Source organism: Pseudomonas sp. LS-2, from assembly GCF_003605735.1.
Classification (GTDB): domain Bacteria; phylum Pseudomonadota; class Gammaproteobacteria; order Pseudomonadales; family Pseudomonadaceae; genus Aquipseudomonas.
The window spans coordinates 365,058-379,820 of sequence record NZ_QXTJ01000045.1 but is presented as its reverse complement, the minus strand read 5'-3'; the positions used below and the strand labels follow the sequence as shown (position 1 = coordinate 379,820).

10 protein-coding genes and 2 pseudogenes are annotated in these 14,763 nt (G+C 60.1%); 8 read left to right on the top strand and 4 right to left on the bottom strand.

Annotated features, from left to right (window positions below; translation table 11 throughout):
- Positions 1 to 4 precede the first annotated feature (4 nt).
- Together D3M70_RS30305 and D3M70_RS30300 are read left to right on the top strand one after the other, a co-directional pair.
- Positions 5 to 1,369 carry a DUF1329 domain-containing protein gene (locus D3M70_RS30305; protein WP_165869934.1) on the top strand — a complete coding sequence of 455 codons (1,365 nt, stop codon included), beginning with the start codon at positions 5 to 7 and terminating at the stop codon, positions 1,367 to 1,369.
- Positions 1,370 to 1,889: 520 nt separating this feature from the next.
- Positions 1,890 to 4,649, top strand: a complete 2,760-nt coding sequence (locus D3M70_RS30300) for a LuxR C-terminal-related transcriptional regulator (protein ID WP_120129776.1) — start codon at positions 1,890 to 1,892, stop codon at positions 4,647 to 4,649.
- Between the two features lie 127 nt (positions 4,650 to 4,776).
- Here D3M70_RS30300 and D3M70_RS30295 read toward each other — a convergent pair whose 3' ends face one another.
- Positions 4,777 to 5,562 (bottom strand): helix-turn-helix domain-containing protein, encoded by a 786-nt coding sequence (locus tag D3M70_RS30295; protein WP_120129774.1) that lies wholly within the window; start codon positions 5,560 to 5,562, stop codon positions 4,777 to 4,779.
- 114 nt (positions 5,563 to 5,676) lie between these two features.
- On the opposite strand from D3M70_RS30295, the gene D3M70_RS30290 reads away from it, so the two are divergent.
- The 3 genes from D3M70_RS30290 to D3M70_RS30280 all read left to right on the top strand — a co-directional run bounded on the left by D3M70_RS30290 (position 5,677) and on the right by D3M70_RS30280 (position 8,077).
- A complete protein-coding gene (locus tag D3M70_RS30290) occupies positions 5,677 to 6,489 on the top strand; it encodes a sulfite exporter TauE/SafE family protein (RefSeq protein WP_120129920.1) in 813 nt (270 codons plus the stop codon).
- A 133-nt stretch (positions 6,490 to 6,622) separates the two neighbouring features.
- Positions 6,623 to 7,267: an MBL fold metallo-hydrolase gene (locus tag D3M70_RS30285; protein ID WP_120129919.1), complete on the top strand. Its 645-nt coding sequence runs from the start codon at positions 6,623 to 6,625 to the stop codon at positions 7,265 to 7,267.
- Between the two features lie 111 nt (positions 7,268 to 7,378).
- The gene (locus tag D3M70_RS30280) at positions 7,379 to 8,077 is read left to right on the top strand and encodes an OmpA family protein (RefSeq protein WP_120129772.1); all 699 of its coding nucleotides are present in this window, start codon (positions 7,379 to 7,381) and stop codon (positions 8,075 to 8,077) included.
- Between the two features lie 139 nt (positions 8,078 to 8,216).
- Here D3M70_RS30280 and D3M70_RS30275 read toward each other — a convergent pair whose 3' ends face one another.
- Complete coding sequence (locus D3M70_RS30275; RefSeq protein ID WP_120129771.1) at positions 8,217 to 9,140, bottom strand: LysR family transcriptional regulator; 924 nt, start codon at positions 9,138 to 9,140, stop codon at positions 8,217 to 8,219.
- A gap of 304 nt (positions 9,141 to 9,444) precedes the next feature.
- Between D3M70_RS30275 and D3M70_RS30270 the strand changes: the two genes are divergently transcribed.
- The 3 genes and pseudogenes from D3M70_RS30270 to D3M70_RS33845 all read left to right on the top strand — a co-directional run.
- Positions 9,445 to 10,638 carry an MFS transporter gene (locus D3M70_RS30270; protein ID WP_256660039.1) on the top strand — a complete coding sequence of 398 codons (1,194 nt, stop codon included), beginning with the start codon at positions 9,445 to 9,447 and terminating at the stop codon, positions 10,636 to 10,638.
- A 43-nt stretch (positions 10,639 to 10,681) separates the two neighbouring features.
- Positions 10,682 to 11,286 (top strand): annotated as a pseudogene (locus tag D3M70_RS30265) (MBL fold metallo-hydrolase); the annotation flags it as partial.
- A 1-nt stretch (position 11,287) separates the two neighbouring features.
- Positions 11,288 to 11,488 (top strand): annotated as a pseudogene (locus D3M70_RS33845) (MBL fold metallo-hydrolase); the annotation flags it as partial.
- Between the two features lie 187 nt (positions 11,489 to 11,675).
- Here D3M70_RS33845 and D3M70_RS30260 read toward each other — a convergent pair.
- On the bottom strand, positions 11,676 to 12,581 hold the full coding sequence (locus D3M70_RS30260) for an acyltransferase (RefSeq protein WP_120129766.1): 906 nt from the start codon (positions 12,579 to 12,581) through the stop codon (positions 11,676 to 11,678).
- Positions 12,582 to 12,664: 83 nt separating this feature from the next.
- Complete coding sequence (gene pta, locus D3M70_RS30255) at positions 12,665 to 14,758, bottom strand: phosphate acetyltransferase (RefSeq protein WP_120129765.1); 2,094 nt, start codon at positions 14,756 to 14,758, stop codon at positions 12,665 to 12,667.
- Positions 14,759 to 14,763: the final 5 nt, after the last annotated feature.

The window sequence follows — 14,763 nt, the reverse complement described above, 5'->3', positions numbered from 1 at the left end:
GAACATGAAAATAACCAAGGGTCTGTTGCACGTCGGAGTGTTGGGCCTGTCACTGCTGGCTACCGGGGTAATGGCTGCGGTCTCTGCCGATGAGGCCGCCAAGCTGGGCACCACACTGACCCCGATGGGCGCGGAAAAGGCCGGCAATGCCGCCAACACCATCCCCGCCTGGACACCCATGGCGACCAATGCGGGCGCCGTGGACGAGAAGGGCTTCCTGGCCAACCCGTACGCCAGCGAAAAGCCGCTGTTCACCATCACCGCGCAGAACGTAGAGCAGTACAAGAACAACCTGGCCCCCGGCCAATACGCGATGTTCAAGCGCTACCCGGACACCTTCAAAATGCCGGTCTACCCGTCGCACCGTGGCGCTACCGTGCCCGCTGATGTGTTCGCGGCCATCAAGAAAAACGCCACCAATACCAAGCTGGTCGGTGGCGGTAACGGTCTGGAAAACTTCGAGACCGCCGTGCCGTTCCCGATTCCCAAAGACGGCCTGGAGGTGATCTGGAACCACATCACCCGCTATCGCGGCGGCAGCGTGAAACGCCTGGTCGTGCAAGTGACGCCGCAAACCAACGGTTCTTTCAGCCCGGTGTACTTTGAAGACCAGTTCGTCTTTCGCGACAAGATGAAAGACTTCAACCCCCAGAACCCTGGCAACATCCTGTTCTATTTCAAACAGGAAGTGACCGCACCGGCGCGTCTGGCAGGCTCGGTGCTGCTGGTTCACGAAACCCTCGATCAGGTCAAAGAGCCTCGCGCAGCGTGGGTCTACAACGCCGGTCAACGTCGCGTGCGTCGTGCGCCGCAAGTGTCTTATGACGGTCCGGGTACTGCCGCTGACGGCCTGCGTACTTCCGACAACCTGGACATGTACAACGGCGCGCCTGATCGCTACGACTGGAAACTGATCGGCAAGCAGGAGATGTACATCGCTTCCGACAGCTACAAGCTCGACGATCCGAAACTCAAGTACGCCGATATCGTTCGCCCTGGCCACATCAATCAGGACCTGGCGCGTTATGAACTGCGCCGTGTCTGGCACGTGACCGCGACCTTGAAGGAAGGTCAACGGCACATTTATGCCAAGCGTGATTTCTTCATTGACGAAGACACCTGGCAAGCCGCGGTGATCGATCACTATGACGGTCGTGGTCAATTGTGGCGTGTGGCCGAGGCCCATGCCGAGAACTACTACGACAAACAAGTGCCGTGGTACGCCGTGGAAACCCTGTATGACCTGCAATCGGGCCGTTATCTGGCGCTGGGCATGAAGAACGAAGAGAAGCGTGCCTACGACTTCGGCTTTACGGCCTCCACCAGCGACTTCCAGCCAAACGCCCTGCGTCAGGAAGGCGTGCGTTGATCGTCTGACCGAATTGGCGCAGAGCCGTGCACCGTTGATCACAGCTACAGCGCACCGTTGTCCTGCGTCGCTTTACCCTATGGTTGAACCCCGTAGTGCAAAAAGGAAACGCCCCGATTCGTCGGGGTGTTTTTTGAACGGCATATGATTCTATCCTCGAGGTCCTCAGATGATTTTACTTCTGATTCTGGCCACAGGCCGTGGGAGCTTGGCTTGCCAGCGATTTGCCGGGAACCGGCAATAAAATCAGACAACAACATTTCTTCAGGCCCTGTAAGGCGGCCGGGTTTACTGCCGGTTAACGGCAGATCGTCGGCAAACCGGCCTCCCACGCCCTCCCGGGCAGACGCTTGATCTCACACTACCCCCCTCCCCAAAACATATGGCCCAACATTCGCCTTGTTGATTGGATATGTTTTCTTACAGACTTTCGTCGAACATTCTTCTAAAGCGCTGACATAGCCGCTAGTCTCCCGACATCTGAACGCCGAATAACAAGCATCTCTAACAAGAGCCGGCCATGACTGATCTGTCGCGTTTGCAAGGATTCGCAAATCACGCAGTCACTGCGTTGGAAGGACGTTTCTTCCGCCCACCACTGCCTGACGGGTACGTGTCCAGACCCCGTCTGTGCGAGCGGCTGAGTTCAGGTTTGTCAGGTCGATTGCTGCTGGTCAGCGCCCCGGCCGGGTTCGGCAAAAGCTCGCTGGCGGTGGAGTTCTGTCAGAACCTGCCAGAGCAATGGCAAAGCCTGTGGCTTGGCCTGAGTCAGCGCGACAGCGATCCCGGCCGTTTCCTCGAGCGTCTGCTTGCCGGTCTTCAACAGTTCTTCCCCCAGCTTGGCGGTCAGGCCCTTGGCCTGCTGAAAATGCGGCAGCGTCACCAGCCCTTTGCGTTCGAAGAGTGGCTCGACAGCCTCCTCGATGAACTGGCCATGCACCTGATGTTGAGCAAGCCGCTCTTACTGGTGCTCGACGACTACCACCTTGTGCAAGGTCCGGTCCTGGACCGCTGCCTGCAATTCCTGCTCAACCACCTGCCTGCGGGCATGATCGTCATGGTCACTAGCCGGCAGCGTCCGGACTGGCATCTGGCGCGACTGCGGCTGTCGCGGCAATTACTGGAACTCTCCGAGCAGGACCTGCGGCTGACTGATGGTGAATCCCTTGCCGTTCTCGATCAGCACAGCAACTCGCTGACTGATGAAGCGCTGCACAATTTATTGCAACGCAGCGAGGGCTGGGTCGCCGGGCTGCGCTTCTGGTTGCTGGCGGCCACCGAGGCGGGGAGCAACACCCTTACTCAAGAACTCAACGGCGGCGAAGGACTGATCCGTGATTACCTTCTGGAGGAGGTCATCGATTGTCTGCCTGCCGATGTTCAAGCCTTCCTTTATGAAACCGCGTGCCTGGAGCGCTTCTGCAGCTCGTTATGCAATGCGGCCCGCGACAGCCATGACAGCGCCGAAATGCTGAGTTTCCTGCAAGCCCATCAGGTGTTTCTCGTGCCACTGGATGAGCACGGGCGCTGGTTCCGCTATCACCATTTATTTTCCGATCTGCTGCGTGCACGCGCCGGAAGCAGCGTCGCGCCACAACAGAGAAGGCTGCACCTGAATGCCTGTCGCTGGTTCAGCGAACAGGGCCTGCTCGACGAGGCCATTGAGCAGGCGTTGCGCGCGGGCCACCTGGATGTCGCTGCCAATCTGGTACAGAACCTTTCCGAGGAGCAGCTGCTGGCCGAGCAGAATGTCGGCATGCTGTTGCGCTGGAAAATGGACCTTCCCGACAGCCTGCTGATCAGCACGCCGCGTTTGATCGTGCTGTACGCCTGGGCCTTGGGTCTGGCCTGCCAGCTCGACGCTGCCGAAGAGCTCGGCAATCACCTGAGCCGTTTTCTGCCCGCGCCGTCGGCGACCGCCCAGAAATCGATGCTGGCGCAATGGCTGGCGCTCAGCGGCATCATCGCCAGAGGTCGTGGCGACAGCGAAACCGCGCACCGCTACTGCAACGAGGCGCTGGCAAGTCTTCCACAGAAACGTTATGGGCAGCGGCTGCTTTGCCTGTCGACGTTGGCGAATCTGGCGATTGCCGAAGGCGATCTGTGGCGTGCCCGGGCATTGAACAGAGAGGCACTGGAGCTGGCGCAGCGTGTTGCCAATCCGTTGTTCGAAGCCCTGGCCCATTACGACCGCGCCCGCACCCTGCAGGCCAGGGGCGAAGCCTTGCGTTCGCTGGATGAAGTCCGTCAAGGATTGCGTCGCTTGAACGGGCTATCCTCTCAGCGTCTGTATGCGGTACGCGCACGGCTGACGCTATATGAGGGGTATCTGCTCGTTCAATGCCTGCAAGCGGATGCCGGTCGGGCGCGATTGAACGCCGGTCTGGCAGAGGCACGCGCCTGCCGCGACATCAGCGTACTGATCGGCCATTGCGTCATTGCAGGGCTTGAGGGCAGGGAGGGGCGCTTCGCTGAAGCCTTCGCCGAACTCGCCGAGGCCGAGCGGCTGATGCATATCTGGGACGTACCACCGGTTTATTACCTGGCGATGATCACGCTCGCCAAGTGCGAACTGTGGTTGGCGCAGGGGCGCATTGATCTTGCCGACGCCTGGCTGTTGCGTCTGGGCCAGACCTACGGTGGCGAGCATCCCGCCGCTGCCCCTGAATGCCTGCCGCAGATGCCGCAACAGATCGAGTTGCTGCGCGCGATGCTCGACAAGATTCAGGGGCGTCCCGATGAATGTGCTGAGCGTCTCATGCACCTGCAAGCCTACGCGCAACAGGTCGGGGCCGGTTTGTCAGGTCTGAACGCGATGAGCCAGCACATCCTGCTGGCCCTTGATCGGTCGGATCGAGTCACGGCCCAGAATCTGTTGGAGTGCAGCCTTCAAGCGGCAGCCGGCGGGGCTGTGCTGCCGTTGCTCGGCGTCATTTGCCAGCATCCGGACTGGCTGCGCGAGCAATTGCTCAAGCGCCCCTCCTGTCGACTCGTCGAATACCTGCTAGGCCAACTCCCGCCCGGCACTGGGAAAGACATGCCTTGTGCGAGAGAGCTCAGCGAGCCTTCGACCTGTCATGGCAACGACTCGCTCAGCGCCCGGGAACTGGGCGTTCTGCAACTCATCGCGCAAGGCTGTTCCAACCAGGAAATCAGCGACCGGCTGTTCATCTCGTTGCATACCGTCAAGACCCACGCCAGTCACATCAACAGCAAACTGGGGGTCGAGCGCAGGACTCAGGCGGTGGCCCGGGCGCAGGAGTTAGGCCTGCTAGGGTAGGGGCGTCGGGTCGGTTTTAACGTGCCGATTTAATGAAAGGCCTCGTCAGCCCCCCAACAGCGGGTCAGATCGGGATGTAAAAAAGCCGCTCGAAGATAAACGAAGAGTAAATGACCGGCAGCATCACTTACCGTTGTTCTCGACGCGCAGAGTCGCTTGAGTAGTGCGTGGGCGGGCAACCGATCAAGCGGCGAAACATGGTAGAAAACGCTGCCGGACTTTCGTACCCCAGATCCAGCGCAATGCGGGTAATCGAGTGCCCGGACGACAGTCGCGACAGCGCAAGCATCACACATGCACGTTGCCGCCATTGGCCGAAACTCATCTGTGTCTGCTCGCGAAACAGGCGGCTGAAAGAGCGCTCGCTGACGAACAGATCCCGCGCCCAGTCCTGCGGCGACTGGTGGATGTCCGGGGATTGCAGAAACGCCTGACAGCGCGCCAGCAATCGCGGGTTGTCGGGAAGCGGAATCTGCAAAGGCAATGCGCGAGCCTGACCTATTTCCAGCAGCGCCAAGGTCATCAGCGCGCCATCGCGGCCGTGCTCGTCATAGGCCAGCGGCGTGTCCACGGCCTCGATCAGCAATTGGCGCAGCAGCGGCGAGATGCTGATCACCTCGCACCTGGACCGTGCGGCAGGCGCGGCAGCAGGCTCGATATAGAGGCTACGAGTGGTCACGCCGAGCATCAATACCTCATGCTCAAATCCCGGTGGAATCCATACCGCTTGCTGCGCAGGGACCACCCAGTCGCCTTGTCCGGTCGAAACTTTCATCACTCCGGTTGAGCCATACAGCAGTTGCGCGCGGCGATGTCGGTGACGGCGCAACAGATAGCCTTCGGGGTAGTCGGTCCCGATGGCAATCACCGGGCGAGGGGTACTGTCGAGGGCGTCGATGGAGGTGTTGCGCATGGTGGAGGGCTTCCAGAGTCTGGCTGAAACGCGAACATGATTGACCTGAACACTCAAGCGCGTCGAGAGGCGGTTGCTTATCGTCTTCGCATCTTCGTTCAAGGAACCGATGTGATGACTTACTTGCTCCTGGCGCTGTTCGGTGGCCTCTCCGGCATCACCACCGTGCTCTTCGGATTTGGCGGTGGCTTTGTGGTCGTACCGGTGCTGTACGGCGTCCTGACCAGCGGCGCGGGCGGGTCGTTGGCCGAGGCGGCGGCCATGCATGTGGCGGTCGCTACGTCCACCTGTGTGATGATCGTCAACGCTTCGCTCAGCACGCGCCGGTCCGCTCGGGCCGGTACGTTGCTCAGCGCCTGGTTATGGCCCCTGGCCGGGTTCATCGCAGTCGGTTCATGTGTCGGTGCGCTGGCAGCGGGGTTCGTCACGGGTTCTGCGTTGCGAGTGGCGTTCATCGTTTATCTGGCCATCACCATCATCGACTGCCTCGGCCGCCGAGGCTTCGTTTCCCGAACCGTCGAAGGCGAGCCTCGGCGTCCGGGTCGCTGGGCAACCGGCCCCGGCGGGATCGTGATTGGCGCCATTGCAACGTTTCTGGGCGTCGGCGGCAGCGTCATGACCGTCCCCCTACTGCGTCGCTGCGGATTGAGCATGACCCAAGCGACCGCCATGGCCAATCCGCTTAGCCTGCCCGTGGCGCTGATCGGCACACTCACTTACATGCTGGCCGGCACGATGAGCGTCAGCAAACTGGGCGTCGGATACATCGGCTACGTCAACCTCATCGCGTTCGCCGTGCTGACTTGCGGCGCATGGTTTGGCATGCGCCTTGCGGCCCGCTGGGTGGGGCGTATCCCCGACCAGTTGCATGCAAGGGTATATGTCGGGCTGTTGGTGGTGGTGATGTTGAGTATGGTGGTGGCGTGAGGCGGATATTGCTGGCGACCATGGACGGTTCAATCGGGGACGCGGGTTGAATGACGACGTCTTTCGCGGGAACCTTGGCATACCGATTCGCCGAATACCGTGCGTGCATCTCAATCATCTGGTCCAGGTCGCCATGCAAACCTCAAAACCCAGCCTCATCCGCGAAACCTTCCCCGTCGGCCCGTTGCAGTGCAACTGCACTATTATCGGCGACCCGGTCACCAGGCAGGCTATCGTGGTAGATCCGGGGGGCAATCACGAGTTGATCCTGGCAAAGCTCGAGGCCCACGGTCTGAAGGTGGTCAGCATCATTCACACTCACGCGCATCTGGATCATTTTCTGGCGTCCGGGCAATTGAAAGAGAAGACCGGGGCCACATTGCATCTGCACAAGGAAGACCAGTTCCTGTGGGACAACCTAGAAACTCAGTGTCAGGTATTTCGTGTGCCTTACGTGCCGGTGCCCTCTCCGGATCGTTGGTTGGCGGACGATGAAGAGCTGGCCTGTGGGTGTGGGGTGGCGCTGCACACGCCGGGGCATACGCCGGGCTCGATGAGCTTCTGGTTCGAGGACGCAAAGCTGTTGATCGCGGGTGACACGTTGTTCAAGCGCGGGGTGGGGCGTACGGATCTGTGGGGCGGCGATCAGGCGACCATCGTTCGTTCGATCAAGGAACGCCTGTACACGCTGGACGAAGACGCAACGGTGGTCACCGGGCACGGGCCAGACACGCGACTGGGTGATGAAATGCGTGAAAACCCTTTCGTCAGAGCGTAGGCCTGTTCAGGCGGGGTTAAGGAATTTTTGACAGAGGCCGTGCTCTAATCGCGCACATGGCCAGGCCTTTTTTTGCCCCGCCACAGAAAAGCAAAACAGGAGCTCTCCTTGATGTTCACCTTTCGCCGTTTGATCCTCGCCACCACCGCACTCGCCGTACTGTCGGGTTGCGCGTCGCAGAATCCTTATGACAGTCAGGGGCAGGCACAGAATTCCGGCGGCATTAGCAAGACCGCCAAATACGGTGGTCTGGGTGCGCTGGCCGGTGCCGTCGCCGGTGCAGCCATCGACCACAACAACCGTGGCAAGGGCGCACTGATCGGCGCCGCAGTCGTTGGCGCCGGTGCCGCAGGTTACGGCTACTACGCGGACAAACAGGAAGCCGCACTGCGCGCCAGCATGGCCAACACCGGTGTCGAAGTTCAGCGTCAGGGCGACACCATCAAGCTGGTGATGCCAGGCAACATCACATTCGCCACCGACTCGTCCGCGATTGCCAGCAGCTTCTACTCGCCGCTGAACAATTTGGCGGGCTCGTTGAAGCAGTACAACCAGAACATGATCGAAATCGTCGGCTACACCGACAGCACCGGCAGCCGTCAGCACAACATGGACCTGTCGCAACAGCGCGCACAGAGCGTAGCGACTTATCTGACGTCGCAGGGCGTCGATGCCTCTCACCTGTCGGTACGTGGTGCCGGTCCTGATTCGCCGATCGCCAGCAACGCCGATGTCAATGGCCGTGCCCAGAACCGTCGTGTCGAGGTCAACCTCAAGCCGATTCCAGGTCAACAGTATCAGCAGCAGTAAGTTGCTCGCGTAACACCTAAAACCCCGGCCATTGCGCCGGGGTTTTTCGTTTGCAGGGTCAATACACGACGGGGTATGGGCATGCCATCCATGGGGCACGCGCCAATGACGACCGTCACACGGCGGCATTCACATCCGATCAGTTATTCAACGTCCCGGACATGATTTCTTTAACCGTATTTCGGAACCAGATGGACCGACCATCCATTTGATCGGTACGCCGATACAACATCGAGATGGGCTCCGTGGGGAGTTCGAAAGGCGCATCGGCGATCTCCAGACCATAAAGCGGCGCCAGGCAAAGCGCTGTGATCTCGGGAACCGTCGCAATTGCCGGAACCGACAGCAACAGCGGCGCTATTGATGCATGCCTTGAGACGCTAGCGACAACCGTGCGCGTGACCCCGGCAGCACGGAGCGAGTGCTCGAGTTCTGTTGCGTCATCGCCTAGCGATGACACGATGATGTGTTGAGCTTGCGCATACGCTTCAATACTCAATGGCGATGGCAGATCCAGTTCACGGCCGTCGTAGAGGCAGACGAAACGCTGGTCAAACAGCGTCTCGCACAGGTGCCACGAGGCGGGATTTTCGTGAACTGCGACGCTGAGATCGTAGGCGCCTTGCTCCAGCAACTGAACCGAATCGCGCTTTGTCGAGGCGATGGCCACCACCCGGGCATGCGGCGCCAGTTCGCGAATTCTGGCCGTCAATGCGCCAAAAAATGCCACTTCGAAGTTGTCGCACATGCCTATGCGAAATTCACCTCGCCATTTGGAGGGATCGAATGCGTCAGGTGTACGTACGGCACGTTCGATAGACGAAAGCGCTTCGGCGATTTCAGGTGCGATGGCAAGGGCCCTCGCCGTGGGTTGCAGGCCGCGTCCTGCCCGGACAAACAATTCATCGCCCAGTGCATTGCGCAGGCGCCGCAGAGCGCCGGAAAGACCAGGCTGACCTATGAACAGTCGTTCAGCTGCCTTGCTGACACTTTGTTCTTCCATGAGCACGGAAAAAACATGCAGCAGGTTCAGGTCGAGATTTCGAAGCGTCGTCGTTTTCATCGCTGACAGAGATAGATGGCATGGCAAACAGCAATTTGTCAGATATGTATCGTTCGGTCAATATCTCGAGCGTCGACCTCAGGCCCTTGTGTTGACCCTCTGATCGGGTGTGCCTGCGACGCGCCGGAGCTGACCTGGGCCTTGATTCTGGACTCTGCGCGGCATTTGACTTGAGGGCAGGCGAGCTCCCCTCGACACCCTGTCTGCAGCTTTGGCGCTGAGCGATAAGACCCTATCCCCATGAACATCTTTGCCTGAGGTTTTTCAGCAGGCAATGGTCCCCGGCTGTCTGGAGAATCACCTTATGAACGCCCCATCCACCGAGTTCAAACATCAGATCGAGGTTGCAGGCATGAGTCGGGGGCTGATCATGCTGCTTGCAGCGGCCACCGGCTTGTCGGTCGGTACGCAGTATTACAACCAGCCTCTACTTGGGTTGATCGCCGATAGTCTGGGCATCGGCACCGATGTCAGTCTCGTCGCGATCGCGACACAGGTTGGGTATGCCTTGGGCTTGATTCTGCTGGTGCCGCTTGGCGACAGGATTGATCGACGTCGGCTCATCCTCATTCAATGCCTGGGGCTGACGGTCGCGACCCTTTGCGCGAGCGCGGCTCCTGAGCTGTATAGCCTTTCACTGGCATCCATCATGATCGGGGTGTTCGCCACTATCGCCCAGCAGGTCATCCCGCTCGCCTCCGAACTGTCCCCGGCAAGCAGCCGTGAACGGGTTCTGGCATCCATTACCAGTGCACTGCTTGTCGGCGTACTGCTCGCTCGGGTGATCAGCGGCTTCGTGGGTGCCTACCTTGGCTGGCGCGCGATGTTCATCGTGGGCACTGTCCTTTCCCTGATGATGCTGGCAGGGCTGGCGGCGAAACTTCCGCACAGCCAACCACAATCGCGGGCCTCCTACATCGAGTTGCTTGTTTCATTGTATGGGGTCGTGCGCGATGGGGCCGAACTTCGCCGGGCCACACTGGTGCAGAGCCTGGTGTTCTTCGGATTCAGTGCCTTCTGGACGATTCTCACCCTCTTGCTGCAAGGCCCTGAGTTTGGCATGAGCAGCGGTACAGCCGGACTGTTCGGCGTGGTTGCACTGGGCGGCGTGATGCTTGCCCCGACGGGGTTGCGGGTCGCTGGCCAGTACGCAGGTCATGTCGGTATCGGCCTGGTCGTGACGAGCTTCGTCGTCATGGCCGCGTTCGTGAATCTGATCGGGCTTTGCATCGGAGCCGTTCTGATGACGACGGGTTTGCAGATGTCACTGATCTACAACCAGTCACGAATTCTCGCGCTCGCCGGCACCGCTCGGGGCCGCTTCAACACCATCTTCATGGCTTCCCAGTTCGCTTTCGGCGCCATCGGCTCGGCTGTGGGCAGCTTCGCCTGGCAGTCCGGTGGCTGGACCGCAGTGATGACCCTGGCCGCGATCGCCTCAGCGGCAGCATTGCTTTTGCAGTTTACCCATCACTCAAAGGCCCGGACGCGAGCGTAACGACGATCGTGACGAACGTTATCGGGCCAATCCGGAGAAACAAATGATTGAAGAACACACTGTCGGCGAGTTCACGCTGGTGACTCTGCTGGATGGGATTTTCCTGTGCAGTACCGACATGATCAAAGCAGCGGCCTCTGAGGAGGGGGCGGCATTATTCAAAAGCGCTGGTCTGCCCGCTTCTGGACCGGTACCCGAGCCGATCAACACATTTCTTTTGAAGAAAAACGGCGAGTTGTGGCTTATCGATGCCGGTTGTGGTCGCGAGATGGGGCCACGTTTCGGTAGCGCCCCAGCGGCATTGGTGTCGGCCGGCTATGCGCTTGAGCAGATCCGCGGTGTGATGATTTCCCACATGCATGAGGACCATATCGGGGGCCTTGTCAGGGAGGACGGCAGTGCGTTGTATCCCAACGCGACGCTGTTTCTTTCACAGGAAGAGTTGGCCTTCTGGACGGACCCGGCTGCCCCTGAAAAATACCCTCACATGGCGCAGGCGGGCGCGTTCACCTTGGCGAAGTCGGCGTTGAATGCCTATGCGCCACGTATCGAGGCGGTCCAGGCCAATGCACAGGTCATTCCTGGTGTCAGCTTCATCCCGCTTCCCGGCCATTCGCCGGGTCACAGTGGTATTCAGATCGAGGATGGNACGCTCTTGCAGTTGCGTTATCCCCATTGGAGCATCGGTTTTGACATGGACCCGGCCCAAGCGCTCGACACCAGACTCAGGTTGCTGGAGCGGCTTGCGAATGAGGATCTTTCGGTGACGGGGCCGCATGTAACAGGGGTCGGGCAGATTCATACCTGTTGCGCAGGCGGTTATGAACTGAGGCTGAGCAGTGAAATCTGAATGCTCATTCGTGCTCTAGGTCGCTCATCCTGACAGCTATTACCCGATGGACAGAACCCCCAGCGCCTGCACCCAGACTCGCTATCTGGTTTTGCCGATGCTTGAGGGCAGGTATCGGCAGAATGAGGGGCGAGCCTTCCACGGTGCAGGGCACGGCAGGGGAGTCAGTTGCATGGGGGGACTTGCATCAGCGATTGCGCGCAAACCGCTCATGCATTTCCCCCAGCAGCGCGTCCTTCTCTTCCCACAGTCGGTTGATCCACTGCTGAAACTCCAGGCGGTAGGCGTCATCCTGGTCGTAACTCTTGCCGATGAACTGCGGTGGAATTTTCACTTCCTCGAAATGCGCGGCCACCTCCCGAACTCTTCCGCAAAGCAGGTCCCAGTAACCTGGCTGACCGGCCGGGTAATGAATGGTCACGTTGACGATGGATTCCAGTTGTTCACCCATGGCATCCAGCACGAACGCGATGCCTCCGGCCTTGGGTTTGAGCAAATAGCGAAACGGCGAGTTCTGTTGGGCGTGTTTGCCTTTGGTAAAGCGGGTGCCTTCGACGAAATTGAAGATTGCGACCGGGTTGTTGCGAAACTTCGCGCAGGTGCGGCGCGTGGTTTCCAGGTCCTTGCCTTTCTTTTCCGGGTGTTTGGCCAGATAGGCCTTGGTGTAGCGCTTCATGAACGGGAAGCCCAGCGCCCACCACGCCAGACCAATCACCGGGACCCAGATCAATTCCTGCTTGAGGAAGAACTTCAGCGGGCGAATGCGTCGGTTGAGTACATATTGCAGCACCATGATGTCGACCCAGCTCTGGTGGTTGCTGGTCACCAGATACGAGTGCTGATAATCGAGACCTTCCAGGCCACTCAGGTGCCAGCGGGTGTGTCCGAGCAGGTTCATCCAGGCGTTGTTGTTGCTGATCCACGCCTCGTGAATATGGCTCATCAGCCAGTCGGTCACTTTCTGCGCGGCGGGGAAGGGCAGACACAGTTTGAAGATTGCAACGATGAACAGCGGCGTGCAGCAGACAATCGTGTTGAGCGCCAACAGCAGCGAGGCGATGACGCCACGCAATGGGGCGGGCAGGAAATCCATGGGGGATCGAACTCCGAGGTAAGACAGCCGCCGGTGGGTTCCCGGCGGCATTATTGTGAGTGGACGATGTTTCAGACCGACGTCTATTGCGGCAGCGTCGCCGCTTGAATGGCAGTCAGTGCAATGGTGTAGACGATGTCGTCGACCTGAGCACCGCGCGGCAGATCGTTGACCGGTTTGCGCAGACCTTGCAGCATCGGGCCCAGGCTCACGCAGTCCGCACTGCGCTGCACCGCTTTGTAGGTCGTGTTGCCGGTGTTCAGATCCGGGAACACGAACACGTTGGCGCGGCCTGCAACCGGGCTGTCCGGCGCCAGTTGCCGGGCGACGTTCTCGTTGGCCGCGGCGTCGTATTGCAGCGGGCCGTCGATCAACAGATTGCGCTGGGTCTCTTGGGCCAATTGCGTGGCTTCACGGACCTTCTCGACTTCCTCGCCACTGGCCGAATTGCCGCTGGAGTAGCTGATCATCGCCACACGCGGCGACAGGCCGAACGCGACAGCGGAGTCGGCGCTCTGCACTGCGATTTCCGCCAGCTCCTGAGCGGTCGGGTGCGGATTCATGATGCAGTCGCCATAAACCAGCACCTGCTCGGGGAACAGCATGAAAAACACCGACGACACCAGCGTGCAGCCTGGCGCGGTCTTGATCAGTTGCAGCGCCGGGCGGATCGTATTGGCGGTCGAGTGAATGACCCCGGACACAAGCCCGTCGACTTCATCGAGGGCGAGCATCATGGTGCCGATCACCACCGGGTCTTCCAGTTGCTGCTCGGCCATTGGCGCGTTGAGCGCTTTGTTCTTGCGCAAATCCACCATCGGCGCGACGTAGCGCTCGCGAATGGCTTCCGGATCGAGAATTTCGAGCCCCGGCGGCAGTTCGATGCCCTGCGCGCGGGCAACGGCGTGAACCTCTTCGGGCTTGGCGAGCAGCACGCAGCGAGCGATTCCGCGAGCCTGACAGATTGCGGCCGCTTGCACGGTCAGTGGTTCGGCACCTTCGGGCAGAACGATGCGCTTGTTCGCCGCTTGAGCCCGCTGAATCAGTTGATAGCGGAAGACGGCGGGTGACAGGCGCATTTCACGCGGTGTACCGCAGCGCTGGTGCAGCCAGTTGGCATCGAGGTGGCTGGCGACGAAATCGGTGATGATTTCTGCACGCTCGCGGTCATCGATGGGGATTTCTTTATTTAACTGGTTGAGCTGGTTGGCCGTCTCATACGAACCGGTGCTCACCGACAGCACCGGCAAACCTGCCTGCAACGCGCCACGGCACAGATCCATGATGCGCGGGTCGGGAAGGGTATCGCTGGTCAGCAGCAGGCCGGCCAGGGGGACGCCGTTAAGGGTCGCCAGACTCACCGCGAGAATGATGTCGTCGCGGTCGCCCGGCGTCACCACCAGCACGCCCGGCTTGAGCAGTTGCAGGGTGTTGAGCACCGTTCGCGCGCAGATGATGATCTTCGACATGCGTCGTTGTTCGTAATCGCCAGCGTTGATCACCTGCGCGCCAAGCAGGTCGGCCACGTCGCGGGTGCGTGGAGCGTTCAGATCCGCTTGGAACGGGATGCAGCCCAACAGCCGGAAATCGCCGCTGCGCAGTAGCGGAGAGTGCTCTTTGAGGCGCGCCGAAAACGCCTCCATGCTTTCGTCAGTGCGGACCTTGTTAAGGATTACGCCCAGGACTTTCGGGTCTTTCGGACCACCGAACATCTGCGCCTGCAATTCGACGCGGCCAGACAGTTCGGTCAGCACTTCGTTTTCCGGCGCCGAGACCAGAATCACATCGGCATCCAGCGCCTTTGCCATGTGCAGGTTGACTCGCGCGGCATAGCTGGCGCTGCGGGTGGGCACCATGCCTTCGACGATCAGCACGTCGCGGCCGACGCATGCCTCCTGATAAAGATTGATGATCTCTTCGAGCAGTTCATCGAGCTGGCCTTCGCCGAGCATCCGTTCGACGTGAGCCAGGCCAAGAGGCTTGGGAGGCTTGAGGCCGTGGGTCCGGGCGACCAGTTCGGTCGAGCGCTCTGGACCCAGATCTCCGGGATGGGGCTGGGCGATGGGTTTGAAAAAGCCGACTTTGAGTCCGGCGCGCTCCAGGGTGCGCACCAGCCCGAGGCTGATGGACGTCAAACCCACACCGAAGTCTGTGGGCGCGATAAAGAAAGTCTGCATGCGGG

Coding starts and splice junctions, on each gene's coding strand:
- D3M70_RS30305 (WP_165869934.1), top strand. CDS start 5: ATGAAAATAACCAAGGGTCTGTTGCACGTCGGAGTGTTGGGCCTGTCA.
- D3M70_RS30300 (WP_120129776.1), top strand. CDS start 1,890: ATGACTGATCTGTCGCGTTTGCAAGGATTCGCAAATCACGCAGTCACT.
- D3M70_RS30295 (WP_120129774.1), bottom strand. CDS start 5,562: ATGCGCAACACCTCCATCGACGCCCTCGACAGTACCCCTCGCCCGGTG.
- D3M70_RS30290 (WP_120129920.1), top strand. CDS start 5,677: ATGACTTACTTGCTCCTGGCGCTGTTCGGTGGCCTCTCCGGCATCACC.
- D3M70_RS30285 (WP_120129919.1), top strand. CDS start 6,623: ATGCAAACCTCAAAACCCAGCCTCATCCGCGAAACCTTCCCCGTCGGC.
- D3M70_RS30280 (WP_120129772.1), top strand. CDS start 7,379: ATGTTCACCTTTCGCCGTTTGATCCTCGCCACCACCGCACTCGCCGTA.
- D3M70_RS30275 (WP_120129771.1), bottom strand. CDS start 9,140: ATGAAAACGACGACGCTTCGAAATCTCGACCTGAACCTGCTGCATGTT.
- D3M70_RS30270 (WP_256660039.1), top strand. CDS start 9,445: ATGAACGCCCCATCCACCGAGTTCAAACATCAGATCGAGGTTGCAGGC.
- D3M70_RS30260 (WP_120129766.1), bottom strand. CDS start 12,581: ATGGATTTCCTGCCCGCCCCATTGCGTGGCGTCATCGCCTCGCTGCTG.
- pta (WP_120129765.1), bottom strand. CDS start 14,758: ATGCAGACTTTCTTTATCGCGCCCACAGACTTCGGTGTGGGTTTGACG.